This is a genomic window from Streptococcus sp. GMD5S, from assembly GCF_000298715.2.
GTDB lineage: Bacteria > Bacillota > Bacilli > Lactobacillales > Streptococcaceae > Streptococcus.
This window is the reverse complement of sequence record NZ_AJRG02000001.1, coordinates 164,175-191,082: the sequence shown is the minus strand read 5'-3', so window position 1 is coordinate 191,082 and position 26,908 is coordinate 164,175. Positions and strand designations below refer to the sequence as shown.

At 43.4% G+C, this 26,908-nt stretch carries 20 protein-coding genes; 17 read left to right on the top strand and 3 right to left on the bottom strand.

From position 1 onward, the window contains the following. Nucleotides 1–159: 159 nt before the first annotated feature. Nucleotides 160–3,876: a pullulanase gene (locus tag GMD5S_RS0200810; protein ID WP_000723753.1), complete on the bottom strand. Its 3,717-nt coding sequence runs from the start codon at nt 3,874–3,876 to the stop codon at nt 160–162. A gap of 442 nt (nt 3,877–4,318) precedes the next feature. Between GMD5S_RS0200810 and rpoB the strand changes: the two genes are divergently transcribed. The 10 genes from rpoB (at nt 4,319) to GMD5S_RS0200760 (ending at nt 17,857) form a co-directional block, all read left to right on the top strand. Then, entirely contained in the window at nt 4,319–7,930 is a 3,612-nt protein-coding gene (rpoB, locus tag GMD5S_RS0200805; RefSeq protein ID WP_000907174.1) for a DNA-directed RNA polymerase subunit beta, read from the top strand. 32 nt (nt 7,931–7,962) lie between these two features. After that, nucleotides 7,963–11,628, top strand: coding sequence for a DNA-directed RNA polymerase subunit beta' (gene rpoC, locus GMD5S_RS0200800; RefSeq protein ID WP_000228753.1), 3,666 nt, complete (start codon nt 7,963–7,965; stop codon nt 11,626–11,628). Between the two features lie 109 nt (nt 11,629–11,737). After that, nucleotides 11,738–12,157: a nucleoside-diphosphate kinase gene (ndk, locus tag GMD5S_RS0200795; protein ID WP_000438281.1), complete on the top strand. Its 420-nt coding sequence runs from the start codon at nt 11,738–11,740 to the stop codon at nt 12,155–12,157. A 134-nt stretch (nt 12,158–12,291) separates the two neighbouring features. Beyond that, nucleotides 12,292–12,915, top strand: a complete 624-nt coding sequence (locus GMD5S_RS0200790) for a hypothetical protein (protein ID WP_000240910.1) — start codon at nt 12,292–12,294, stop codon at nt 12,913–12,915. Between the two features lie 83 nt (nt 12,916–12,998). Then, a complete protein-coding gene (tsaE, locus tag GMD5S_RS0200785; protein ID WP_000556959.1) occupies nt 12,999–13,442 on the top strand; it encodes a tRNA (adenosine(37)-N6)-threonylcarbamoyltransferase complex ATPase subunit type 1 TsaE in 444 nt (147 codons plus the stop codon). Beyond that, complete coding sequence (locus GMD5S_RS0200780) at nt 13,432–13,953, top strand: GNAT family N-acetyltransferase (RefSeq protein ID WP_000455514.1); 522 nt, start codon at nt 13,432–13,434, stop codon at nt 13,951–13,953. Before tsaE ends, GMD5S_RS0200780 begins: the two co-directional genes overlap by 11 nt. A gap of 4 nt (nt 13,954–13,957) precedes the next feature. Further along, on the top strand, nt 13,958–14,998 hold the full coding sequence (lytR, locus tag GMD5S_RS0200775) for a glycopolymer--peptidoglycan transferase LytR (RefSeq protein WP_000592171.1): 1,041 nt from the start codon (nt 13,958–13,960) through the stop codon (nt 14,996–14,998). Between the two features lie 72 nt (nt 14,999–15,070). After that, complete coding sequence (locus tag GMD5S_RS0200770) at nt 15,071–16,327, top strand: competence/damage-inducible protein A (protein ID WP_000642671.1); 1,257 nt, start codon at nt 15,071–15,073, stop codon at nt 16,325–16,327. A 54-nt stretch (nt 16,328–16,381) separates the two neighbouring features. After that, entirely contained in the window at nt 16,382–17,533 is a 1,152-nt protein-coding gene (recA, locus tag GMD5S_RS0200765; protein ID WP_001085520.1) for a recombinase RecA, read from the top strand. Between the two features lie 129 nt (nt 17,534–17,662). Then, nucleotides 17,663–17,857: a PspC domain-containing protein gene (locus GMD5S_RS0200760; RefSeq protein WP_000415527.1), complete on the top strand. Its 195-nt coding sequence runs from the start codon at nt 17,663–17,665 to the stop codon at nt 17,855–17,857. A 131-nt stretch (nt 17,858–17,988) separates the two neighbouring features. On the opposite strand, the gene GMD5S_RS0200755 is transcribed toward GMD5S_RS0200760, so the two are convergent. Continuing rightward, a complete protein-coding gene (locus GMD5S_RS0200755; RefSeq protein WP_000060284.1) occupies nt 17,989–18,543 on the bottom strand; it encodes a GNAT family N-acetyltransferase in 555 nt (184 codons plus the stop codon). Between the two features lie 109 nt (nt 18,544–18,652). Here GMD5S_RS0200755 and GMD5S_RS0200750 point away from each other — a divergent pair, with 109 nt between their 5' ends. Further along, a complete protein-coding gene (locus tag GMD5S_RS0200750; RefSeq protein WP_016893668.1) occupies nt 18,653–20,023 on the top strand; it encodes an MATE family efflux transporter in 1,371 nt (456 codons plus the stop codon). 96 nt (nt 20,024–20,119) lie between these two features. Continuing rightward, nucleotides 20,120–20,836 carry a YebC/PmpR family DNA-binding transcriptional regulator gene (locus tag GMD5S_RS0200745; protein ID WP_000532894.1) on the top strand — a complete coding sequence of 239 codons (717 nt, stop codon included), beginning with the start codon at nt 20,120–20,122 and terminating at the stop codon, nt 20,834–20,836. A gap of 49 nt (nt 20,837–20,885) precedes the next feature. Here GMD5S_RS0200745 and GMD5S_RS0200740 read toward each other — a convergent pair whose 3' ends face one another. Beyond that, complete coding sequence (locus GMD5S_RS0200740; protein WP_033588306.1) at nt 20,886–21,590, bottom strand: CD20-like domain-containing protein; 705 nt, start codon at nt 21,588–21,590, stop codon at nt 20,886–20,888. A gap of 192 nt (nt 21,591–21,782) precedes the next feature. Here GMD5S_RS0200740 and GMD5S_RS0200735 point away from each other — a divergent pair, with 192 nt between their 5' ends. The 5 genes from GMD5S_RS0200735 (at nt 21,783) to GMD5S_RS0200715 (ending at nt 26,908) form a co-directional block, all read left to right on the top strand. Next, nucleotides 21,783–22,244, top strand: a complete 462-nt coding sequence (locus GMD5S_RS0200735; protein ID WP_000360520.1) for a MarR family winged helix-turn-helix transcriptional regulator — start codon at nt 21,783–21,785, stop codon at nt 22,242–22,244. After that, entirely contained in the window at nt 22,228–23,997 is a 1,770-nt protein-coding gene (locus tag GMD5S_RS0200730; protein WP_000731791.1) for an ABC transporter ATP-binding protein, read from the top strand. The genes GMD5S_RS0200735 and GMD5S_RS0200730 overlap by 17 nt, the downstream gene beginning before the upstream one ends. Next, entirely contained in the window at nt 23,987–25,747 is a 1,761-nt protein-coding gene (locus GMD5S_RS0200725; RefSeq protein ID WP_000428387.1) for an ABC transporter ATP-binding protein, read from the top strand. Before GMD5S_RS0200730 ends, GMD5S_RS0200725 begins: the two co-directional genes overlap by 11 nt. Before the next feature lie 97 nt (nt 25,748–25,844). Then, nucleotides 25,845–26,348: a phosphatase PAP2 family protein gene (locus GMD5S_RS0200720; protein ID WP_000800922.1), complete on the top strand. Its 504-nt coding sequence runs from the start codon at nt 25,845–25,847 to the stop codon at nt 26,346–26,348. A 113-nt stretch (nt 26,349–26,461) separates the two neighbouring features. After that, complete coding sequence (locus GMD5S_RS0200715; RefSeq protein ID WP_000776583.1) at nt 26,462–26,908, top strand: LytTR family DNA-binding domain-containing protein; 447 nt, start codon at nt 26,462–26,464, stop codon at nt 26,906–26,908.

Genomic DNA, 26,908 nt, shown 5'->3' with positions numbered 1-26,908 from the left:
TTCTTCTAATCATAGGGTGTTTTTCTATAGGAGGGCTAGGTTATACTCTTCGAAAATCTCTTTAAACCTCGTCAGCTTCGCCTTATCTACAACCTCAAACCAGTGTTTTGAGCAGCCTGCGGCTAGCTTCCTAGTTTACCCTTTGATTTTCATTGAGTGTTATTTCTTTTTCTTGTTCTTTATCAACCATCCAAGTCCGAGAAAGGCAAGGATGCTGAATCCAGCAAGGGCAAGGAGGGATTTGCTCTCAGTTCCTGTGTTTGGAAGGAGGTTCTGAGAGTGAGCCTCTGTAGCAGTTTCTTGAGTTTCAGGATTGGCTGCTAGGTTTTGAGCTTGACCTTGTTCTGGTTCGACTTCCAAGCTAGAAAGGTCAAATTCTGGTTTTTCTTCCACAGCTGGAGCGACAATGGCACCACCTTGAGACAAGCGGAGAACGACAGCAGTGAGAGCGTTCAATTTCAAGCCTTTTTCAGTCCATTCGAGACCTTGAGGGTTAGCAATTCCTACTGGTCCTGCTTGGTTTTCATCTGCGAGAACTTCGGCCTTTCTCAAGTGAGCAAAGGCAGTTCCTAGAGTAAATTCACGAGCCTTATCATCCGCATTGACAAAGACAGCGTAGACATCACCATTTGGAGCGGTGATTTGGTAGCCGATGGTCACATCTTCTTTTTCAACGCCATTTTGTCCTGGAACAGTAATGAGGTGGACGCGCTCTTTGATGTCTTGCAGACTCTTGAGTCGGAAGGCATCTGTCGATTGACGAAGGGCGATCAATCCTTTCATGTAGTTACGGCTCTTGACATTTTCAGGATATGCTTTGCCATCTGTTGCCTTGGTCCAATCAAACTTGTTGACAGCATCACTAGAGTCGTAAGAGTCATGGATAAAGTAAGGATAGACAAATGGCTTGCCGTCCTTGTCACGCAACAAGTGAGACTTGTTTGGAACCTTATCTTCAGGAACAGGAGTCTTATAGGCTGGATCAAGGAATTGTTTGGTACGTCCATATTCCTGCCCAGAGTGGATAAACGGAGTTCCTTGAGCAGTCAAGACCATGAGGTTTCCAAGTCGCAAACGACGATGGATTTCAGCATAGTTCTCAGCCTTGCTTGGATCTTTTTTGATAGACTGGGCAATGATGTCAAAGAGGGTCAAGTTATCATGGGCTGCGATATACTGGATAACATCTCCAGGGCTGTCTGCTTCAAAGTTGGTTGGTTGGGCAATGAGATTTTTAAAGATGGTATTGATATCGCGTTTGCCACCTGTGATAAAGGCAGGTTGGCCTTCGTTTGGATAGCCAGACTTGAGGTTGTTGCGGATGTCGTCTGAAAAGACAGCGACAGTATCCGTTTTCTTCATCCAAGACTGGTCAGCAGGTTGTACAGGCGTATTTTCATCGCCTGTATAGGTTCTCCAGCCTTCACCTAGCATGATAAGATTTGGATTGAGGGCGCGTGCAGCCTTGTAAGCTTCTTCGATAGAAGCCGCATCGTGGTCACCCATCATATCGAAGCGGAAACCATCCACTTTGTAGGTTTCAACCAGATACTTGATAGAGTCTACCAAGACACGTTTAGACATGTAGTGGGTAGTTCCCAAACGGCCGCCTCCGAAGCTAGTACGTGGAGTTCCGTCTGCGTCCATAAAGTGATAGTAGTTCGGCTCAATATCTTCAAAAATATCAACGTTGGCAGTATGGTTGTAGACCACGTCCAGGATAGCCCCCATGCCACGTTTGTGGATTTCGTTGATGAGATTTTTGAATTCTGCGATACGTTTTTCTGGATCCTTAGGATCGCTTGAGTACATACCAGTCAAGGAGAAGTAGTTTTGAGGGTCATATCCCCAGTTGTAGTTGCTGTTGCTTGAAGCGTAGGCAGACAAACGTTCATGGTTTTTCAATTCATTGACAAAGTAGTAAGACAAGACTGGAAGGAGCTGGATGTGGGTCACACCCAAGTCTTTGAGATAGTCTAATTTTTCGATAAAGGCTTCGAAGGTACCGAATGGTTTGGTCAAGTCTTTTGCGATGGCAGGATCCGAAGTGAAGTCACGCACATGAGCTTCATAGATAACGGCATCTTCACGTGATTTGAAGTTACGAATCTTTCCATAGGTCAAGTCTTGCGGACCTAACTTCGCTGGATCGACAAAGGCAGCTTTAGCGACCTTATGAGCGGCATCTGTTTTTGCTAGGTCACTGTTCCAAGTCGCTAATGATTTGGCATAAGGGTCAAGAACGAGGACAGTTTTACCTTGGCGCTCGATTTGGTAGTGGTAGTAGTAGCCAGTGTAGTTGCTGATACCGAGACCAGAGTTTGCATCCAGAGTTTGTTTCCAGGTTCCTTTTTCTCCTTTTTCAAGGGCGACAGTTCCAACTACCTTTTCAGGGTCTTTCTTGTCATAGACAACAACGGAAACCTTATCAGCACTTGGAGACCAGAGGGTGAGGTCAACACGCTTGCCATCTTCTTTCAGAGTTGCGCCGAGTGGCCCATCGTAACTGTAGGACTCATCCTTGAGGCGCCAGCTTGAACGTGTGGTAAAGCGGTCTGAATTGTAGCTGACAGTGTAAGGGTGTTGAGTGTCAGAGAAGTCGCCGATGTAGGTCACTTTTTTACCTGCCTCATCCACTTCCACGTCTGTGATAGCTACTTTATTCCCTTGGTAATCAGTGATGCTGGAGTGTTTGAGGATATCGTCTTTCTTAGCTCCAACGAGGGTAGAAAAACTGCTTTCGATACGAGATTTAGCCACGTGTTGGGCACCAGTCATACGGATATCGTGAACGTAGTAGGGGTTGGTGTAGATGGTTTCGTCATCATCTTTGAGGAAAATCTGACTGTGATTTTTTAGATCAGTGAATTTATAATCTTCTTTTCTGATTTTCACATCATCGCCTTTCTTGCTTTCGTCTAGTAATAAAAATCCAAATTCTCTCGCAGCTTCATTGAGTGGGATATCAATGTAGCGTCCATATTTTCCAGTTGCGGTAAAGTCAGTACCGTCAGGCCATTCTCCACTGCTTGGGTTTTTGACATCGCCCCAATACCAGAGAGATTTTTTGTCATAGTTTCCATCGGTGCGGTAGTAGTTGACACGAATAGTTCCTGCTGGTTGAGGGCGGTAGTTGTATACCTTGTAGTTTTCATCTAGCCAGGCCTCATTCATTTTTGGAGAGAGGCGCTCTACAGAACGGTCTCCCGTCAGGTTATCCCCCTTGGTATTGTTGATGAGGAAGCTGACTTTCTTGGCTTGCTCATTTTTGAGTTTGACATCTAGATAATAGCCGTAGTCATCTTGCTTGGCATCCTTGAAGGACTTGGCTCCATTGGGCCAGTTTTCAGACGGTTTTTCAACATCGTCCCAAGTCCAAAGACCTTGAGAATCTTTGTTCTCTTCAGGGAGTTTTTTTACATGGATACGGAAGTGGTTGTCTGCGATGGGTTCTTCAGAGGATGTGTCAGCTTGTGGTTTTTGTTCTGAAGTTGGCGTTGCAGTGCTGTTATCTACTTTCTCTTCCTTGCTGTTAGCCTGGCTTGTAGTAGCATCTTCTGTTTTAGGTGTTTCTAGTGCTGTAGTAGTTTCCACAGCTGGAGCTTCTTTTTTAGAATCAAGGGAAGCGTTTGCATTCTTTTGTTCAGAAATAGGCGTTTCCTTTTGAGTTTGACTCGTTTCAGTCTCAGTAGGGGCCTTGGTCACAGCGCTGGTATTTTTCTGAGTTTGAGGAAGGTTTTCATTGGCCGAAATAGTTGGCATTGCAGCAGAAAGCAGGACAATGCTGGCACCAATGAGGACAGAACCAGTTCCGTTCTTCAAGGAACGGATACCATAAATCATTTTTTTCTCAGTTTGAGATGGGATCTTTTTCATCACAATTCTCCTTGTGTAGTTGTTCCCTATCAGTATAGCACGAGGTAAACATTAGTGCAAGCGTTTTCCTGACTTTTAAGAGAAAATATAATGCTTCATTCTCTTGAAATTTTAAAATAATATATAGGAAAAGATTGTTTAAAAAATAGTAAAAAAACCTTGAAAAATCTAGCTAAATAAGGTATAATATGAGTAATCATTTGTCGTAGGTTTTGTCTGAAATATTGTCCAGACAAGGCTCACAGCAGTTAAATCTTCTGAAAAAGTCAGATTTAGCTGCTCTTTTTGTGCTTTTTTTCAGGTTTTTGAGTGCTTGTAACAAAGATTTAAAGATTCTGAAAATTTGTCAAAGGGACACGGTGATAGGGGTTTTTAAAACCATATGACGATTAGAAAAGCCTGATTGACAAGGCTTGGAATTTATTTACAAAGGAGAATCATCTTGGCAGGACATGACGTTCAATACGGGAAACATCGTACCCGTCGTAGTTTTTCAAGAATCAAAGAAGTTCTTGACTTACCAAATTTGATTGAAATTCAAACGGATTCATTCAAAGATTTCCTAGATCACGGTCTTAAGGAAGTATTTGAAGATGTATTGCCAATTTCAAACTTCACAGACACAATGGAGTTGGAATTTGTTGGCTATGAAATCAAGGAACCAAAATACACGCTCGAAGAAGCACGTATCCACGATGCTAGCTACTCAGCACCAATTTTTGTAACCTTCCGCTTGATCAATAAAGAAACAGGAGAAATCAAGACCCAAGAAGTCTTCTTTGGTGATTTCCCAATCATGACCGAAATGGGTACTTTCATCATCAATGGTGGTGAACGTATTATCGTTTCTCAGTTGGTCCGCTCACCAGGTGTTTACTTTAACGACAAAGTAGACAAGAACGGTAAAGTGGGATACGGCTCAACTGTTATCCCTAACCGTGGAGCTTGGTTGGAACTTGAAAGCGACTCAAAAGACATCGCTTATACTCGTATCGATCGTACTCGTAAGATTCCATTTACGACCTTGGTTCGTGCGCTTGGTTTCTCAGGTGATGATGAAATCTTTGATATCTTTGGTGATAGCGAATTGGTTCGCAATACTGTTGAAAAAGATATCCACAAGAATCCAATGGACTCTCGTACAGACGAAGCCTTGAAAGAAATCTACGAACGCCTTCGTCCAGGTGAGCCTAAGACTGCTGAAAGCTCACGTAGCTTACTTGTGGCTCGTTTCTTTGATCCACGCCGCTACGATTTGGCAGCTGTTGGTCGTTACAAGATCAATAAAAAACTCAACGTTAAAACACGCTTGCTCAACCAAACCATTGCGGAGCCATTGGTAGACCCTGAAACTGGTGAAATCTTGGTAGAAGCTGGTACCGTTATGACTCGTAGCGTGATCGAGAGTATCGAGCACCACTTGGATGGCGACTTGAACAAGATCGTTTATATTCCAAACGATGCAGCTGTTCTGACAGAACCAGTTGTGCTTCAAAAATTCAAGGTTGTTGCCCCAACAGACTCAGACCGTGTTGTAACCATCATCGGAAATGCCAATCCAGACGACAAGGTTCGTGTTGTAACTCCTGCGGATATCCTTGCAGAGATGAGCTACTTCCTCAACTTGGCTGAAGGTATCGGACGTGTGGATGATATCGACCACCTTGGAAACCGTCGTATCCGTGCAGTTGGTGAATTGCTTGCCAACCAAGTACGTCTTGGACTTTCTCGTATGGAACGTAATGTCCGTGAACGTATGTCTGTTCAGGACAATGAAGTTTTAACACCACAACAAATTATCAATATCCGTCCTGTAACAGCTGCGGTTAAAGAATTCTTTGGTTCATCACAGTTGTCACAGTTCATGGACCAACACAACCCGCTTTCTGAGTTGTCTCACAAACGCCGTTTGTCAGCCTTGGGACCTGGTGGTTTGACTCGTGACCGTGCTGGATATGAAGTTCGTGACGTGCACTACACTCACTATGGTCGTATGTGTCCAATCGAGACACCTGAAGGACCTAACATCGGTTTGATCAATAACTTGTCATCTTACGGACACTTGAATAAGTATGGATTTGTTCAAACACCATACCGTAAGGTTGACCGTGAAACAGGTGTAGTCACAAACGAAATCGTTTGGTTGACAGCCGATGAAGAAGATGAATTTACTGTAGCGCAGGCTAACTCTCACCTCAACGAAGACGGTACTTTTGCTGAGAAAGTTGTCATGGGACGTCACCAAGGGGTCAACCAAGAGTATCCAGCAGAAGTGGTTGACTACATGGACGTGTCACCAAAACAGGTAGTTGCCGTTGCGACAGCATGTATTCCTTTCTTGGAAAACGATGACTCCAACCGTGCCCTTATGGGTGCCAACATGCAACGTCAGGCTGTGCCTTTGATTGATCCAAAAGCACCTTACGTTGGTACTGGTATGGAATACCAAGCAGCTCATGATTCTGGAGCGGCTGTTATTGCTCAGTATGATGGTAAAGTTACATACGCAGATGCTGACAAGGTAGAAGTACGCCGCGAAGATGGTTCATTGGACGTTTACCACATCCAAAAATTCCGTCGTTCAAACTCAGGTACTGCTTATAACCAACGTACACTTGTTAAAGTTGGCGATGTCGTTGAAAAAGGCGACTTTATCGCTGACGGACCTTCTATGGAAAAAGGGGAAATGGCGCTTGGACAAAACCCGATCGTTGCCTACATGACATGGGAAGGTTACAACTTCGAGGATGCCGTTATCATGAGCGAACGCTTGGTCAAAGACGATGTCTACACATCTGTCCACCTCGAAGAATACGAATCAGAAACCCGCGATACAAAGCTTGGGCCTGAAGAAATTACTCGTGAAATTCCAAACGTTGGTGAAGATGCTCTTAAAGACCTTGACGAAATGGGTATTATCCGTATCGGTGCTGAGGTTAAAGAAGGAGATATCCTTGTAGGTAAAGTCACACCTAAGGGTGAGAAAGACCTTTCAGCTGAAGAACGTCTCTTGCACGCTATCTTCGGAGACAAGTCTCGTGAAGTGCGTGATACTTCTCTTCGAGTACCTCACGGTGCCGATGGTGTCGTTCGTGATGTTAAGATCTTTACACGTGCAAATGGTGATGAGTTGCAATCAGGTGTTAACATGCTGGTTCGCGTCTACATCGCTCAAAAACGTAAGATCAAGGTCGGAGATAAGATGGCCGGACGTCACGGAAACAAAGGGGTTGTCTCTCGTATCGTTCCTGTAGAAGACATGCCTTACCTTCCAGACGGAACTCCAGTCGACATCATGTTGAATCCACTTGGGGTACCATCACGTATGAATATCGGTCAGGTTATGGAACTTCACCTTGGTATGGCAGCCCGTACTCTTGGTATCCACATCGCAACACCAGTCTTTGACGGAGCAAGTTCTGAAGACCTTTGGGACACTGTTAAAGAAGCAGGTATGGATAGCGATGCCAAAACAATCCTTTACGATGGACGTACAGGTGAGCCGTTTGACAACCGTGTATCAGTTGGTGTCATGTACATGATCAAACTCCACCACATGGTTGATGATAAATTGCACGCGCGTTCAGTCGGACCATACTCAACCGTCACCCAACAACCACTCGGAGGTAAAGCTCAGTTTGGTGGACAACGTTTCGGTGAGATGGAAGTTTGGGCTCTTGAAGCCTACGGTGCGTCAAATGTTCTCCAAGAAATCTTGACATACAAGTCTGACGATATCAACGGACGTTTGAAAGCTTATGAAGCTATTACAAAAGGAAAACCAATTCCAAAACCAGGTGTTCCAGAATCCTTCCGAGTTCTTGTAAAAGAATTGCAATCTCTTGGTCTTGACATGCGTGTCCTTGACGAAGATGATCAAGAAGTGGAACTTCGCGACTTGGATGAAGGAATGGACGAAGATGTCATCCACGTAGATGACCTTGAAAAAGCCCGCGAAAAAGCAGCCCAAGAGGCTAAAGCAGCCTTTGAAGCTGAAGAAGCTGAGAAAGCAACAAAAGCGGAAGCAACAGAAGAAGCTGCTGAACAAGAATAAGCAGTTCATTTAGAATAGAAAGGGAAGAAATAGTGGTTGATGTAAATCGTTTTAAAAGTATGCAAATCACCCTAGCTTCTCCAAGCAAAGTCCGTTCATGGTCTTATGGAGAAGTCAAAAAACCTGAAACAATCAATTACCGTACCTTGAAACCAGAACGTGAAGGACTCTTTGACGAAGTCATCTTTGGTCCTACAAAAGACTGGGAATGTGCTTGTGGGAAGTACAAACGCATTCGTTACAGAGGGATTGTTTGTGACCGCTGTGGGGTTGAAGTGACGCGTACGAAAGTTCGTCGTGAGCGTATGGGGCACATCGAGTTGAAAGCTCCTGTATCTCACATTTGGTATTTCAAGGGGATTCCAAGCCGTATGGGCTTGACCCTTGATATGAGTCCTCGTGCCCTCGAGGAAGTTATCTACTTTGCGGCTTATGTAGTGATTGATCCTAAGGATACACCACTTGAGCACAAGTCTATCATGACAGAGCGCGAATACCGTGAGCGCTTGCGTGAGTATGGTTATGGGTCATTCGTTGCCAAGATGGGTGCCGAAGCTATCCAGGACCTCTTGAAACAAGTAGATCTTGAAAAAGAAATTGCTGAACTCAAAGAAGAGTTGAAAACAGCTACTGGACAAAAACGTGTCAAAGCCATCCGCCGTTTGGATGTTTTGGATGCCTTTTACAAGTCTGGAAATAAACCTGAATGGATGATTCTCAACATTCTTCCAGTTATTCCACCAGATCTTCGTCCAATGTTGCAGTTGGATGGTGGCCGTTTTGCCTCATCTGACTTGAACGACCTTTACCGCCGTGTTATCAACCGTAACAACCGTTTGGCTCGTTTGCTTGAGTTGAATGCACCAGGTATCATCGTTCAAAATGAGAAGCGTATGCTGCAAGAAGCGGTTGACGCTTTGATTGATAATGGCCGTCGTGGTCGTCCGATTACAGGACCAGGTAGCCGTCCACTCAAATCATTGAGCCACATGCTCAAAGGGAAACAAGGACGCTTCCGTCAAAACTTGCTCGGTAAACGTGTTGACTTCTCAGGACGTTCCGTTATCGCCGTTGGTCCAACTCTTAAGATGTACCAATGTGGTGTACCACGCGAAATGGCGATTGAGCTCTTTAAACCATTCGTCATGCGTGAAATCGTTGCCCGCGACATTGTGCAAAACGTTAAGGCAGCTAAACGCTTGGTAGAACGCGGAGACGAACGTATCTGGGATATTCTTGAAGAAGTAATCAAAGAACACCCAGTTCTTTTGAACCGCGCACCGACCCTTCACCGTTTGGGTATCCAAGCCTTCGAGCCAGTCTTGATTGATGGTAAGGCCCTTCGCTTACACCCGCTTGTCTGTGAAGCCTACAATGCCGACTTTGACGGGGACCAAATGGCCATCCACGTACCGCTTTCAGAAGAAGCTCAAGCAGAAGCTCGTATCTTGATGTTGGCTGCTGAGCATATCTTGAATCCGAAAGATGGTAAACCAGTTGTTACTCCTTCTCAGGACATGGTTTTGGGTAACTACTACTTGACCATGGAAGAAGCTGGTCGTGAAGGTGAAGGAATGGTCTTCAAAGACCGTGACGAAGCGGTTATGGCTTACCGTAATGGTTATGTTCACCTCCACTCACGTGTTGGTATCGCGACAGATAGCCTCAACAAACCTTGGACTGAAGAGCAAAAACACAAGGTCTTGCTTACAACAGTTGGTAAAATCCTCTTCAACGACATCATGCCAGAGGGTCTGCCTTACTTGCAAGAACCAACAAATGCCAATTTAACAGAAGGTGTTCCAGCTAAATACTTCTTGCCACTAGGTGGAGATATCAAGGAAGCAATCAGCAATCTTGAACTCAACCCTCCATTCAAGAAGAAAAATCTTGGGAATATCATCGCTGAAATCTTCAAACGTTTCCGTACGACAGAAACTTCTGCCCTACTTGACCGCATGAAGAATCTCGGATACCACCACTCAACTCTTGCAGGTTTGACAGTGGGTATTGCCGATATCCCAGTTGTTGAAGACAAGGCTGAAATCATCGAAGAATCACACAAACGTGTAGAACAAATCACCAAACAATTCCGTCGTGGTATGATCACAGACGACGAGCGCTACAACGCTGTTACAGCTGAATGGCGTGCAGCCCGTGAAAAATTAGAGAAACGTTTGGTTGCCAACCAAGATCCTAAGAACCCAATCGTTATGATGATGGACTCTGGAGCCCGTGGTAACATCTCAAACTTCTCACAGCTTGCCGGTATGCGTGGTCTGATGGCCGCTCCGAACGGACGTATCATGGAATTGCCAATCCTTTCAAACTTCCGCGAAGGTTTGTCAGTACTCGAAATGTTCTTCTCAACTCACGGTGCCCGTAAAGGTATGACCGATACGGCCCTTAAGACAGCCGACTCAGGTTATTTGACTCGTCGTTTGGTTGACGTTGCCCAAGATGTGATCATCCGTGAGGACGACTGTGGAACAGACCGTGGTCTCTTGATCCGTTCTATCGCAGAAGGAAAAGAGATGATCGAGTCTCTCGAAGAACGCCTCAACGGTCGTTACACTAAGAAAACTGTTAAACATCCAGAAACTGGTGCAGTGATCATCGGTCCAAATGAGTTGATTACAGAAGACAAGGCGCGTGAAATTGTCAATGCTGGTGTGGAAGAAGTGACTATCCGTTCCGTATTTACATGTAACACTCGTCATGGTGTCTGCCGTCACTGTTACGGTATCAACTTGGCGACTGGTGATGCGGTTGAAGTTGGTGAAGCAGTTGGTACAATCGCTGCCCAATCTATCGGGGAACCTGGTACACAGCTTACAATGCGTACCTTCCACACGGGTGGGGTTGCCTCAAATACCGATATCACTCAGGGTCTTCCTCGTGTCCAAGAAATCTTTGAAGCCCGCAATCCTAAAGGGGAAGCGGTCATCACAGAGGTCAAAGGACAAGTTACAGCTATCGAAGAAGACGCGTCAACTCGTACCAAGAAAGTCTTCGTTAAGGGTGAAACTGGAGAAGGCGAATACGTGGTACCATTTACAGCCCGTATGCGCGTCGAAGTTGGAGACCAAGTCTCTCGCGGTGCGGCATTGACAGAAGGTTCTATCCAACCGAAACGTCTCCTCGCTGTTCGTGATGTCTTGTCAGTTGAAACCTACCTTCTCGGTGAAGTACAAAAAGTTTACCGCAGCCAAGGGGTAGAAATCGGTGACAAACACATCGAGGTAATGGTTCGTCAAATGATCCGTAAAGTTCGTGTCATGGATCCAGGTGACACAGACCTTCTTATGGGTACTCTCATGGACATCAACGACTTTACAGATGCTAACAAGGATGTTCTTATCGCAGGTGGAGTCCCAGCGACTGGTCGCCCAGTTCTTATGGGAATTACCAAAGCCTCACTTGAAACCAACAGTTTCTTGTCAGCGGCTTCCTTCCAGGAAACAACTCGTGTCCTTACAGATGCGGCCATCCGTGGTAAGAAAGATCATCTCCTTGGACTCAAGGAAAATGTTATCATCGGTAAGATCATCCCAGCTGGTACTGGTATGGCTCGCTACCGTAACCTTGAACCACAAGCTATCAATGAAGCAGAATATCTGGCTCCAGAACAAGAAGAGGCAGAACTTGCTCCTGTAGAGGAAGTTGTGGAAATCCAAGTTGAAGAAACAGTAGAATAAAAGCAAACAAGAGAACCTTTGGGTTCTCTTGTTTTATTTCAGAAAATTTTCCCACTTTTTCATAAAGTATGGTAGAATAGAAGAACTAAAATGCCAAGGAGGTGTCCATATGGAACAAACATTCTTTATCATTAAGCCAGATGGTGTGAAAAGAGGGTTGGTTGGCGAAATTCTGCAAAGAATGGAACAACGAGGTTTCAAACTCGAAAAATTAGAGTTACGTTCAGCGGTTTCAGAAGTTTTGATTGACCAACACTATCAAGACTTGGTTGAAAAAAGTTTTTATCCTCCTATCCGTCAGTTTATGACCTCAGGACCGGTAGTGGTGGGCATTCTATCAGGTCCGAAAGTGATTGAAACTTGGCGTAGTATGATGGGAGCTACTCGTCCAGAAGAAGCCTTGCCTGGAACTATCCGAGGAGATTTTGCTAAAGCAGCAGGAGACAATCAAGCTATTCAAAATGTAGTTCATGGCTCCGATTCGGAAGCTTCTGCAAAACGTGAAATTGCTCTCTGGTTTAAGGATTAGACTGGTAAAAGAACAGTTCTGTTCACAACAGAGCTGTTTTTTGGTCAGTTGAGCACAAAAAAAGGACATTTGAGGCGGAAACTATCATTTCAAACTCCTCACAAGGTATAATCCCATATAGGGAGGGAAAAGAAATGGTAAAATCAATTCGCCTATTGTTGTTGATTGCAGTCATCCAGATTAGTTTTAGTAGTTGTCTATTATGGAAAGAATCCTTTTTATCTTTAAAACAGACCAATGCTTATTTTTTGATTTTGATAGTAGGAATTTCTGTTTTGTGCGCTGGGATAAATTATTTCCATACAGCAGACCAGTCTAGACATAGTATTTTACATGTTCAAAAGAAAGTGAGTCTTGTTTATTGCCTCCTTTTAGTAGTCAATCTTTTGGCAACCTGTCTGGTTCTCTCAGAAAGCATCCAAACCACTAGCAAATTGCAGCAGGAATTGGTTGACCTCTTTTTACCCTCCTTCTTTTTCTTGCTAGGAGTAGATCTATTGATTTTCTTACCTTTTGATAAAATTTTTCGAGATATAGAAAATTACCTAAATAAAAAGAAAACAGTCGTCATTTCCGTTCTAGCTACGATGGTTTTCTTGAGGAATCCCTTAGTGATTTCCTCAATTCTCATTTATATCAGTGTTGGTTTTCTATGCGCACGTTTCCTTTTTCCAAAATGTATTCAAAGGGAAATCTCCTTTTATGGACACCTGATTCGGGATATCCTGTTTGTTTTTTCAATAGTTGTATTCTTTTAAATGGAGGAGAATTTTTCAAAATTGTTATAGTAAGTTCATAAAGAAAATTCACACAAAAGAAAACTTTTTGGTATAATAGTAGCATGCACACAAAAAATGAAGAAGAGCTTCTAGCTCTCGGAGAAAGATTAGGTCATTTGCTTCAAAAAGACGATGTTCTGATCTTGACTGGAGAGTTGGGAGCGGGTAAAACAACCTTTACAAAAGGCCTTGCTAAGGGCTTGGATATCCGTCAAATGATTAAAAGTCCAACCTATACCATTGTCAGAGAGTACGAAGGGCGTTTGCCACTTTACCACTTGGATGTCTACCGTATCGAAGGTGATGCTGATTCTATTGACTTGGATGAGTTTCTCTTCGGTGGTGGTGTGACTGTTATTGAGTGGGGGCATCTTTTGGGTGAAGATTTACCAGATTCTTACTTGGAGTTGGAAATCTTGAAAGAAGCTGAGGGGCGTTGTCTTCATTTTACGGCTCATGGCTCTCGGGCTGAACAACTCATCAAGGAGCTTCAAGATGGAGTATGAGTTGTGTATTCGTGAGGCAGAGATTTCAGATGCTACAGCCTTAATTGCATTTTTAGATTGTGTCGGTCAAGAGACAGATTTTACCAGCTTGGATGAAAATGGCATCATGATGACAGCTTCTGAAATGGCTCTTTTTATCGAAAAACAAGCTGCATCAGAGAATCAAATTACTCTCCTCGCCTTACTGAATGATGAGATTGCAGGAGTCTTAAATATCACAGCGGACCAACATTTAAGAGTTCGACATATCGGTGATGTTTTTCTAGCAGTTCGCAGGAAATTCTGGAACCAAGGCTTGGCGACTATACTTCTAGAAGAAGGCATCGAGTGGGCTAAAGTCAGTGGCGTCTTGCGCCGTTTGCAACTCAGTGTACAAAAACGAAACGAGGCTGCGATCCACCTCTACTCAAAAATGGGATTTATCACAGAAGGCTTACAAGAAAGAGGAGCCTATTTAGCAGAAGGGATATTTTTAGATGTTTGTCTTATGGGCAAGCTGATAAATGAATAACGAGATGATTAAAAAATTAATTGGAATGGTGCTAGGTTTCCTAGCAGTAACAGTTTTAGGTGTAGCGGTTTATGGTTACACCATTTTCCAACAAGGAACAGCAACCTTGAGTGAAAAGACTTATAAAAAAATTGGTGAAGAAACCAACGTTATCGAAGCGACGGAGCCTCTGACCATCCTCTTGATGGGGGTAGATACGGGAAATGTGGAACGTACAGACCCGTGGGCGGGAAATAGTGATTCCATGATTCTCTTGACGGTTAATCCCAAAACAAAGAAAACCACTATGATGAGTTTGGAACGGGATATTTTGACCAAGATTGAGACTGGAAACGGTCAAGTTCAGGAAGCTAAACTCAATGCGGCCTATGCTAATGGTGGTGCGGAACTTGCAATTTCTACTATTCAAAAGATGATGAATATCCACATTGACCGCTATGTGATGGTTAACATGCAGGGGCTTCAACAATTGGTGGATGCGGTTGGTGGAATTACCGTCAACAATACACTCGGTTTCCCAATTTCGATTGCTGACCAAGAGGAGTTTAATAAGATTTCTATCGGTGTTGGAGAACAAACCTTGAATGGGGAGGAAGCTCTGGTGTATTCACGGATGCGTTACCAAGACCCAGAGGGAGACTATGGTCGTCAAAAACGTCAACGTGAAGTTATTCAAAAGATCGTTGAGAAGGTTTTGAGCCTAAACAGTGTGAGTCATTATCAAGGTATCCTCAAAGCTTTGAGTGATAACATGCAGACCAATGTGGACTTGTCAGCTAAGAGCATTCCACAATTGCTCGGCTATCAAGATTCCTTCAAGAATATCGAAACGCATCAATTGCGTGGGGAAGATGCTGAGCTACAGGGAATTTCTTATCAGATTGTCACTTCAGAACATATGCTCGAAATGCAAAATCTCTTGCGTAGTTCGCTAGGTAAAGAGCCAGTGACAGAATTGGAAACCAATGCGGTACTGTACGAAACAGCCTTTGGTCGGACAGCACCTTCAACCAGTACGAACGCTTCAAACGAAGAAGCAGAATAAGAAAAGAATCAAATCGTGGGAAATTTCCTGCGATTTTTTCAAAAAAATTCGAATAGATAAGTAGGAGGAAACATGAAAGCAGAAATTATTGCTGTTGGAACAGAAATTTTAACAGGGCAGATTGTCAATACCAATGCTCAGTTTTTATCAGAGAAACTAGCCGAAATCGGGGTAGATGTCTACTTCCAAACAGCTGTTGGAGATAATGAAGCTCGTCTTTTGTCCTTGCTTGAGATTGCGAGTCAACGTAGTAATCTTGTGATTTTGACAGGGGGCTTGGGACCAACCGAGGATGATTTGACCAAACAAACCCTGGCAAAATTTTTGGGAAAAGATCTAGTGTTTGACCCTCAAGCGCAAGAGAAACTGGATATTTTCTTTGCTCATAGACCTGACTATGCTCGGACACCGAATAATGAGCGCCAAGCCCAAATTGTAGAAGGGGCGACTCCACTGCCAAATGAGACAGGTTTAGCAGTAGGAGGGGTGTCGGAAGTGGATGGCGTGACCTACGTGGTCCTCCCAGGACCACCTAGTGAATTGAAACCTATGGTCTTAAATCAACTCTTACCCAAGTTAATGACTGGTGCTAAGCTCTACTCACGAGTGCTCCGTTTCTTTGGAATTGGTGAGAGTCAGTTGGTGACCATTTTGGCGGATTTGATTGACCATCAAACCGATCCGACCTTGGCGCCGTATGCCAAGACGGGAGAAGTGACCTTGCGTTTGTCTACAAAAGCAGTTAGTCAAGAAAGGGCTGATCAAGCACTGGATATCTTAGAAAATCAAATCTTGAGTCGCCAAACTTTCGAGGGAATTTCTCTACGAGACATCTGTTATGGATATGGGGAAGAAACCAGTCTCGCAAGTGTCGTTGTAGAAGAGCTAAAGAAGAGACAGAAAAGAATTACTGCGGCAGAAAGCTTGACGGCAGGTCTCTTTCAAGCAACATTAGCAGACTTTTCGGGCGTTTCAGCAATCTTTAATGGCGGTTTTGTCACTTACAGCCTAGAAGAAAAGTCTAAGATGTTGGATATTTACGAGCAAGAGCTAAAAGAACACGGGGTCGTTTCTGAGTTTACGGCTCGAAAAATGGCAGAGCAGGCACGGATCAAGACTCAGTCTGATTATGGTGTCAGTCTGACAGGTGTAGCTGGGCCAGATAGCCTAGAGGGGCATCCAGCTGGTACAGTTTTTATTGGATTGGCACATGCAAAAGGGACAGAGGTGATCAAGGCCAATATTGCAGGACGGAGTCGAGCAGATGTTCGACATATTGCGGTCATGCATGCCTTTAACCTAGTTCGCAAGGCTTTATTAAGTGACTAAATTTTGGTATAATGAAAGATAGGTCTAAGGACCAGTAGAATATAGGAGAACAAAATGGCGAAAAAACCAACAAAAAAATTAGATGAAATTGGGAAAAAATTTGGAGCAGACCGTGAAAAAGCATTGAACGATGCTCTTAAATTGATTGAGAAAGACTTTGGTAAAGGCTCAATCATGCGCTTGGGTGAGCGCGCGGAGCAAAAAGTTCAAGTGATGAGCTCAGGCTCATTGGCTCTGGACATTGCTCTTGGTTCAGGTGGTTATCCTAAAGGACGTATCATCGAAATCTATGGACCAGAATCATCTGGTAAGACAACGGTTGCCCTTCACGCTGTTGCGCAAGCACAGAAAGAAGGTGGTATTGCAGCCTTTATCGATGCGGAACATGCTCTTGACCCAGCCTATGCTGCAGCCCTTGGTGTGAACATTGACGAATTGCTCTTGTCACAACCAGACTCAGGAGAGCAAGGTCTTGAAATTGCTGGAAAATTGATTGACTCAGGTGCAGTTGACCTTGTCGTTATCGACTCGGTTGCGGCCCTTGTACCTCGTGCGGAAATTGATGGGGATATTGGAGATAGTCACGTTGGTTTGCAAGCTCGTATGATGAGCCAGGCCATGCGTAAACTTGGTGCTTCTATCAATAAAACCAAAACAATTGCCATCTTTATCAACCAATTGCGTGAAAAAGTTGGAGTCATGTTTGGAAATCCAGAAACAACACCTGGTGGACGTGCTTTGAAATTCTACGCTTCAGTCCGTTTGGATGTTCGTGGAAGCACACAAATCAAGGGAACTGGTGATCAAAAAGATACCAATGTCGGTAAGGAAACCAAGATCAAGGTCGTGAAAAACAAGGTAGCTCCACCATTTAAGGAAGCCTTTGTTGAAATCATGTACGGAGAAGGAATTTCTAAGACTGGTGAGCTCTTGAAGATTGCAAGTGATCTCGATATCATCCAAAAAGCGGGAGCATGGTACTCTTACAAGGGTGAAAAAATCGGACAAGGATCTGAAAATGCTAAGAAATACTTGGCGGATCACCCAGAAATCTTTGATGCCATTGACCACCAAGTCCGTGTTCAATATGGTTTGATTGAAGATGAAGAAAGAACAACTCCTACCTCTGTTGCAGAAGATTTAGCACCTAACCAAGAAGTAACACTTGACCTAGGCGACGGACTCGAAATCGAAATTGAAGATTAAAAATAAAAGCGGAGAAGTCTTTCTCTGCTTTTTATGTTTAAATATTAAGTCTCCATAAGCTTCAAAAGCGTAATAAAAGAGTATTTAATCAAAAAAATTAAATCATTCTATAAAAAGGAGACTACTATAATGGAAAAACGCCTTGTTCGAAACGTACAAGACAAAAAGATTGCTGGTGTTTGTGCTGGTATCGGTGACTACTTTAACATGGACCACACACTTGTTCGTGCACTTTGGATTATCTTCACCCTACTTGGTGGTTCTGGAATCTTAGCTTATGCTATTCTCTACTTCCTTCTTCCGGAAGGCAATGCAGAAGCTTAAGCCATAGAGAGAATAAAAGTTTATTCTGATCAGTTGAAAATAAAAAATGCATGTAATCGTAGATTACATGCATTTTTATATGTAGTTTCTATCGAAAAAGAGAGGTTCTTCACCGGATGGATAAGTCTTGTTTAATGGTCACTAAAACGACGATACTCTATATGAAAGTCAAAATAATGTTCATTTTGTAACTTTTGGAAGATGTCGCGATAGGCTTCTTCGTCAAAATAGTCGCCACGATAGAGGATTTCAAAACTCAAACCATCGTACTCAAGGAAAGCGTTGGCTGTTTTAAAGCCATTTTGTCGATAGAAGTCCATTCTAGCCTTCCTTTGCTCCAAGTTATCGCATTCTTCATCCAATCGCTCGACTTCGAGTAACATGGTTCGCTGGTAAAAATCAGTCAGCTTTTCGATGATTTCCTTTCCATACCCGTGGCTTCTCAGGTGGGGCATGATGGCAAAAAAACTGATATAGAAGGCCTTTGGATTGGAGATGGCAAAAGCAAAGCCGACAAACTCTTCTTGGTTATAAAAGGCAAAAAAGTGAGCGTCTTCTCGGTCCTGATAGCGCAAGAACTCAGACAGAGGGACTCGTTCTTCCTCGGGAAAAGCTTCTTTGTTTAGCTTTTCAACCTTATCCAGATCAGGAAATACATCGGTAATTAATTGACTGGTCAAACTCATAAATGAACTCCTTTTCTTGATTATAGCAAATTGTCTCTCTGTAAGCAATTGATTTCAAACTTAGTGACAGAGTCTTGTCGCTCCATTAGAAAGCTGATATAATAGCTTTATGAATAAGAAACGATCCGTGGACTTGATACATGGTCCTATTCTTCCTGCGCTGTTAAGCTTTGCCTTTCCAATCTTGCTGTCAAATATTTTCCAACAACTCTATAATACAGCTGACGTCTTGATTGTTGGGCGTTTTCTTGGTCAAGATTCTTTGGCTGCAGTAGGGGCGACAACTGCCATTTTTGATTTGATTATAGGTTTTACGCTTGGTGTTGGCAATGGGATGGGGATCGTCATTGCCCGCTATTATGGGGCTCGTAATTTCACTAAAATCAAGGAAGCAGTAGCAGCAACTTGGATTTTAGGTGTTCTTTTGAGCATTGTGATCATGCTGATGGGATTTGTCGGTCTGTATCCACTCTTGCAATATTTAGATACCCCTGCAGAAATCCTTCCTCAATCCTATCAATATATTTCTATGATTGTGACCTGTGTAGGTGTCAGCTTTGCCTATAATCTTTTTGCAGGCTTGTTGCGATCCATTGGAGACAGTCTAGCAGCTCTTGGATTTCTGATTTTTTCTGCCTTGGTCAATGTGGTTCTGGATCTCTATTTCATTACGCAACTGCATCTGGGAGTTCAATCTGCGGGGCTTGCTACCATTATTTCGCAAGGATTGTCAGCGGTTCTCTGTTTTTACTATATCCGTAAGAGTGTTCCAGAACTACTTCCTCAACTCAAGCATTTTAAATGGAACAAGGCCTTGTATGCGGATCTCTTGGAGCAAGGTTTGGCTATGGGTTTGATGAGTTCCATTGTGTCCATAGGTAGTGTGATTTTACAGTCTTCTGTCAATACTTTTGGAGCTGTGATTATTAGTGCTCAAACAGCAGCTAGACGCATTATGGCTTTTGCTCTGCTTCCGATGACGGCTATTTCTTCTGCTATGACGACCTTTGCCTCTCAAAATCTCGGGGCCAAGCGACCAGACCGCATAGTTCAAGGCCTTGGTGTTGGGAGTCGTTTGAGCATGTTCTGGGCAGGTTTTATTTGTATTTTCCTCTTTTTTGCCAGTCCTAGCTTGGTTTCCTTCTTGGCCAGTTCGACGGATGGATACTTGGTAGAAAATGGTAGTCTTTACCTGCAAATCAGTTCAGTCTTTTATCCGATTTTGAGCCTTTTGCTGATTTATCGGAATTGCTTGCAGGGATTGGGGCAGAAAGTCCTTCCTCTAGTTTCCAGCTTTATAGAACTAATCGGGAAAATTGTTTTTGTAGTTTTGATTATCCCTTGGGCAGGCTATAGGGGAGTTATCCTTTGTGAACCCCTTATCTGGGTTGCCATGACCACCCAACTGTACTTTTCACTTTTCCGCCATCCCCTGATAAAAGAAGGCAAGGCAATCTTGGCAGCCAAAGGACAATCCTAGCTGGATTTGCTGAATAAAATCCATTTCCTCTAGTGAAAATCGAAAAAACTTGTGTTATAATAAGAAAGATTAAAATGTGAAAAAAGGAGATTCCTAATGGGACGTAAATGGGCCAATATCGTAGCCAAGAAAACGGCTAAAGATGGAGCTAACTCTAAAGTATATGCAAAATTTGGTGTAGAAATCTATGTAGCAGCTAAAAAAGGTGATCCAGACCCAGAATCAAACACTGCTTTGAAATTCGTTATCGACCGTGCGAAACAAGCCCAAGTGCCAAAACACGTTATCGATAAAGCGATTGATAAAGCAAAAGGAAACACAGACGAAACCTTTACAGAAGGACGTTACGAAGGTTTTGGACCAAATGGTTCTATGTTGATTGTGGATACCTTGACTTCAAACGTTAACCGTACCGCAGCCAATGTCCGTGCAGCTTTTGGTAAAAACGGCGGAAACATGGGTGCTTCAGGTTCAGTTTCATACCTCTTTGATAACAAGGGTGTGATCGTATTTGCGGGTGAGGACGCTGATGCAGTCTTTGAGCAATTGCTAGAAGCAGATGTGGATGTGGACGATGTAGAAGCAGAAGAAGGAACAATCACGGTTTACACAGCTCCAACAGACCTTCACAAGGCTATCGTTGCCCTTCGTGAGTCTGGTATCGAAGAATTCCAAGTGACTGAATTGGAAATGATTCCTCAGTCTGAAGTGGAATTGTCAGGCGAAGACCTTGAAACCTTTGAAAAACTTTACAGCGTTCTTGAGGACGACGAAGACGTACAAAAGATCTACACAAACGTAGATGGATTCTAATAGAAAAACGAACAGTTTTACTAGCTGTTCGTTTTTTTGATATTTGAACTTAGACTCTGGTTTCAGAATCGTTTTGTTTCTTGCTTTTTTCTAGACCTAGACCGACTGCATGTTTTTGAACTAGCAAGAGCTGTCCATTGTCTTGTTTTGCAAAAGTTAAGGTAACAGTCTTGATCTTGTCACCAATGGAGATATAGGTGATTTTTCTCGTATCGTACCCTCCGATAGTGGAGTCAAATTCGGAGTCTGGTAGTCCGTGTTTTTTGATAATATCCTTGTAGTTGGTACCCCCTTTTCCTTTGTTGTCAAGGTCACCTTCGATTAAGGCGTCGAACTGTTCTTGGGTCCAGGTGAAGGTATCGTCTTCTTCCTCCTCTGGGATGGAATAGGCGCTATCATCTGTCAAGTCGCTTTCTTCTTCGCGTTCCATTGAGGAACTTGCCTCTCTATAGGAACGGTTAAACTCCCTGGCAAAATCTTTGTAGATATTAGCGTACAGTATCTGGGTCGTAAAGAAAAGTACAATAGAAGCAATTGACAGAGCTGTTCCAATAATGGCCATTGTTTTTCGTTTTTTGAGGTTGACGATAAGGCCGATAATCCCCAAGATAAATGCGACAATGGCGATGAAAAACGATAGATAGTTAATAAATGGAATCCAAGATCCTAAAAGTGCGATGGCTCCAAAAATGGTTGCCAAGATTCCTAAAACTCTTTGTTCTTCTGGTTTCATTTGAACGTTTTCTCCCTTCATCGAGTGAATGGATTTCTATCCACAGTAGTTAGTGCTTATTATAGAAAAAATATTGCCTAATGTCAATTTAAACTAAAATAGTTCTCTAGGAAACTTTTTTCTTGACATCATTTCTGAAAATGATAAAATAGTTCTCATGGAAACTTATATAGTTCTTGTGAGAACTATATTTATCGTAAGAAAGGAGCAATCATGGACAAGCCGATGTTAATGTTCAAACGTTTTGGACACCAGGTTCATCTGATGGTACAGAAAGAAGCCAAGCGATGTGGCATTGAATTTATGGGTGGACCGCAAGGGCAGGTTCTGCGTTTTTTAGATCATTGTGAACAAAAAGAGGAACTGGTCTTGATTAAGGATATCGAGCAGGAACTCAATATTAGCAAATCTGTGGCGAGTAATCTAGTCAAGCGCATGGTACAAAATGGTTTGGTCGAGTTAGAGGCGAGCCCGAGCGATAAGCGGGCAAAATTTGTTCGCCTGACGGAGAAATCGCGTTCGCAGATGCAAAAAGTTAAAGCTTTTTTTGATCGGATTGATCAAAGTCTGCTAGAGGGGGTTTCAAAGTCAGACTTGGCAATCTTTGAAAAGGTACTCGGGCAATTGCAAGAAAATGTTGAGAAGATAGGAGGAGAGAATGAAGAAACTCGCTAAACGTATTACAGGAAAAGAGTGGGGAATGATCGCCCTTACGATTCTTTTCACTTGTTTCTCGGTCTATCTCGAGTTAGAGGTGCCGACTTATATTTCGCAAATTACAGAATTACTGGGAACGTCTGGAACGCAATTGGGTGAACTCTGGTCACCAGCTGCGAAGATGATTGGTTTGTCTTTATTGGCTTTCTTTTCATCTGTTATGGTTGGTTTCTTTGCCGCTCACGTTGCAGCATCCTATACAACCCATCTACGTAGAGACGTATTTCATCGCGTTTTGGATTTTTCACAGACAGAGATCAAACGTTTTTCAATCCCAAGTCTTTTGACTCGGACGACCAATGATATTACCCAGGTACAGATGCTCTTTACCATGGGCTTGCAAGTGGTTACTCGTGGGCCAATTATGGCTATCTGGGCCATTGGAAAAATCCTTGGGAAATCGGAATACTGGCTCTGGGCAGTCGTTGTGGCTGTTATTGTCAACGTCTTGATGACCACCGTTCTCATGACTCTGGCCTTTCCAAAACAATCGGTCATCCAAAAATTGACAGATAAACTCAATAGTATCACTCGTGAAAGTTTGACGGGGATTCGAGTTGTTCGTGCATACAATGCGGAAGATTACCAAGATAAGAAATTTGAAGCAGCCAACGATGAGGTAACACGTCTTAATCTCTTTGTCAATCGATTGATGGCGATTATGAACCCGATCATGATGGCGATTTCCAGTGGATTGAGTTTAGCCATTTACTGGATTGGTGCCTATATCATCAACGATGCAAGTTTGACAGAACGTCTGCCACTCTTTAGTGATATGGTAGTCTTCATGTCCTATGCTATGCAGGTCGTGATGGGCTTCCTTCTCATGGGAGCACTCTTTATCGTTCTTCCTCGGACCTTGGTTTCTGCAGGACGTATCAACCAAGTTTTGGATTTGCATCCTTCTATTAAGAATCCGAGTCAAGCACAGGCTGCAGATTCTTCAGTTCAAGGACAAGTGGAATTCCGTGATGTAACCTTCCGATACTCTCAAAACTCAGAAGCAGTTGTGGAACATGTTACTTTTAAAGCCGAAGCAGGTCAAACAGTTGCCTTTATCGGATCAACTGGATCTGGGAAATCTACTCTAGTCAACCTAATACCTCGTTTTTATGATGTCTCATCTGGTCAAATCCTAGTAGATGGTGTCGATGTGCAAGATTACAACTTGGAAGACTTGCGTAATAAGGTCGGCTATATCCCACAAAAAGCTGTGCTCTTTTCTGGAGATGTTAAGGGTAATCTCGACTTTGGTAAGAGTAAAGAAAGTCCTCTCAGCGAACCTGCTATGTGGCAAGCTTTGGAATTGGCTCAATCTAAGAACTTTATCGAGGATAAGGAAGCAGGTCTGTCCTCTGAAGTAGCCCAAGGTGGGACCAACTTCTCAGGAGGTCAAAGACAACGCTTGGCTATTGCCCGGGCCTTGGCTCGTAAGCCAGAGATTCTTATCTTTGATGACTCTTTCTCAGCCTTGGACTACAAGACAGACCGGATCTTGCGCCAAGAATTAGCTGAAAAAACACAATCCTTGACTAAGTTAATCGTTGCTCAACGCATCTCAACCATCATGGATGCCGACCTGATCTTGGTTTTGGATCAAGGTAAAGTCGTGGGACAAGGCACCCACAAAGAACTTCTAGCTACTAACGAAGTCTACCAAGAAATTGCCTACTCACAACTATCGAAGGAGGAATTGGAAGATGGAAAATAAAAAAGTTTCGGTCTGGAAACAGTGCAAACCTTATATGGCAGGCCTCCAACTCCCTCTCCTAATAGCAGTTGTGGCTGCAGTCATTTCAAGTATCATTACCGTTTATGGTCCAACTAAGATTAAAGAAATTACTAACTTGATTTCAGATGGCTTGGCTACAGAAATCGACTTGGTAGCTGTGTCAAACATTGCTGGATTTTTGGTTGTTCTGTATGTATTTGGAGCTATCCTTAATTATACACAGGCCTATATCTTTTCAACGAGCATTCAGCATTTTTCAAAACGCTTGCGGACGGCTATCGCTGAAAAGATTAATCGTTTGCCACTTGGCTATTTTGACCGTCATTCACAAGGAGATACCCTTTCGCGCGTGACCAATGATGTGGATACAGCAGCGCAATCTCTCAACCAAAGTTTAGGGACAGTTCTTTCAGCTAGTTTCTTGTTGATTGCTGTCTTGGTGACCATGTTTGGGATGAACTGGATTTTGGCATTGGTAACAGTTGTATCAACCCTTGTTGGTTTTGCGGCGGTTTCCGTAATCATGGCCAAGTCACAGGGTTATTTTAAAGCCCAACAAAATAATCTAGCGGCCGTCAATGGTTACGTAGAAGAAATGTACTCTGGCCATAATGTAGTGACCAGCTACAACGCAGTGGACACCTCCAAAGCGAGATTTGCAGGTTTAAACCAGAACTTGCATGATAGTATCTGGAAATCTCAGTTTATTTCTGGTATCATGATGCCAGCCATGTTCTTTGTTGGGAACTTTAGTTATGTCTTAGTCATCATCGTTGGGGCCGCGCTGGCGTTAGAAGGGCATATCAGTATCGGGATTATTGTAGCCTTTATGGTTTACGTACGGACCTTCTCCCAACCTCTGTCACAGATTGCCCAAGGGATTACGAGCTTGCAACAAGCGAGTGCAGCCATGACTCGTGTATTAGAATTTCTAGCTGAAGCTGAGATGCAGGATGAATCTCATAAGGAAAGACAATTGGCCCATATGAAAGGGGAAGTAGTCTTTGATCATGTGTCCTTTGGCTATACACCAGAGCGCACCATTATCCATGACTTTTCTGCGACAGCTCATGCAGGTCAGAAGGTTGCTATCGTTGGACCGACTGGGGCTGGGAAGACAACCATTGTCAATCTTTTGATGAAGTTCTATGAGATAGATAAGGGAAGTATCCGCATCGATGGCGTGGATACTAAGGACATGAAACGCTCAGAAGTACACGATGCCTTTTCAATGGTCTTGCAGGACACTTGGCTCTTTGAAGGAACGATTCGAGAGAACCTGATCTATAATCAGACAGACATCAGTGATGAACGAATGATGGAAGCCAGCAAGGCTGTGGGAATCCACCACTTTATCATGACCTTGCCAGATGGCTACGATACTGTTTTGGATGACACTGTGACCTTGTCTGTTGGGCAAAAACAACTCTTGACCATTGCTCGTGCACTTCTTAAGGATGCACCACTCTTGATTTTGGATGAAGCGACATCTTCAGTCGACACACGTACAGAGGAGTTGATTCAAAAAGCCATGGACCGTTTGATGGAAGGCAGAACTTCCTTTGTCATCGCCCACCGCTTGTCAACGATTCGTAATGCAGATTTGATTCTTGTCATGAAAGATGGAAATATCATCGAGCAAGGCAATCACGAGGAGCTGATGGCGCAAGGTGGCTTTTATGCGGATCTCTACAATAGTCAATTTACAGAAGACGAAGCAGAAGAATAAATCTAAAGAAGGCTTGACGGCCTTCTTTTTCTGCACTATACTAGAAGACAAACGTCTCACCTGTAGACGAAAACAAGGTAATGAATGAGAAGTATAAATGAAAAATTATCAAGAATGGTATCAAAATATCAGCTCCAGACTCACCAGCCATCCCACTCTTTTATTTCTGTTACGCAGTTTCAATCGTTTGATGACAGTCGCCATGCCTCTGGTCTACCTGGCCTTGCTAGTCACCACTTACCTGCAACTAGGACTTGGTCAGCAAGTTGGGGTTTATTTGCTTGTCCCTGCCTCAGGTTTTGTGATTTTGTCTCTTTTTCGTAAGAAAATCAACCACCCGCGACCTTATGAAACTTGGGATATCTGTCCCCTTCTTGATAAGGATAGTTCGGGACGGTCGATGCCCAGTCGCCATGTCTTTTCGGCAACTATCATCTCCATGGCCTGTCTGCATGCTAGTCTACCTGTTGGCTTAGCATGCTTGATTTTTTCAGCTTTGCTGGGACTGGTGAGGGTTTTAGGGGGGGTTCATTATCCCAAGGATGTCTTGGTTGGCTATGCTTGTGGTCTGGTGTGGGGATTCCTTTTCTTCTTATTTTGACATGTAAGTTAAGCTAGTCCTACAACCACTTACTGCTTCAAATTGACCACTTGCTTTTTTGCCCTTGTATTCCTAACTTAGCTTTGATATAGTAGAGTCAGAAAGGAGATGTGATGAAGTTACGAATTGAGATTGACGGCAATTTAGAGGAGACTGAAATTGTCATCAAGACCCCTGCTTTGACAGATGAAATTGCAGATTTGCAACGGCTCTTGCAAGAGTCAAAGGCTCCGAGGTTGACTTTTTACAAGGGGACAGGTGAATATTATCTAGACCTTTCAGAAATTCTCTTCTTTGAAACAGAAGGGAGCAAGATTTACGCTCATACCCAGAAGGAAGCCTATGAGGTTCGCCTCAAGCTCTATGAGTTGGAGTCTATCTTGCCTCGCTATTTTAGCCGAGTATCCAAGTCGACTATCGCAAACATTCGTCAGATTTACTCAGTGGACAAGTCCTTTTCAGGAACGGGGACCATTTCCTTTTATCAGACGCACAAGGAGGTTCATGTCTCACGACATTACCAATCCCTCCTAAAAGAAAATCTAAGAAACATGAGGTAA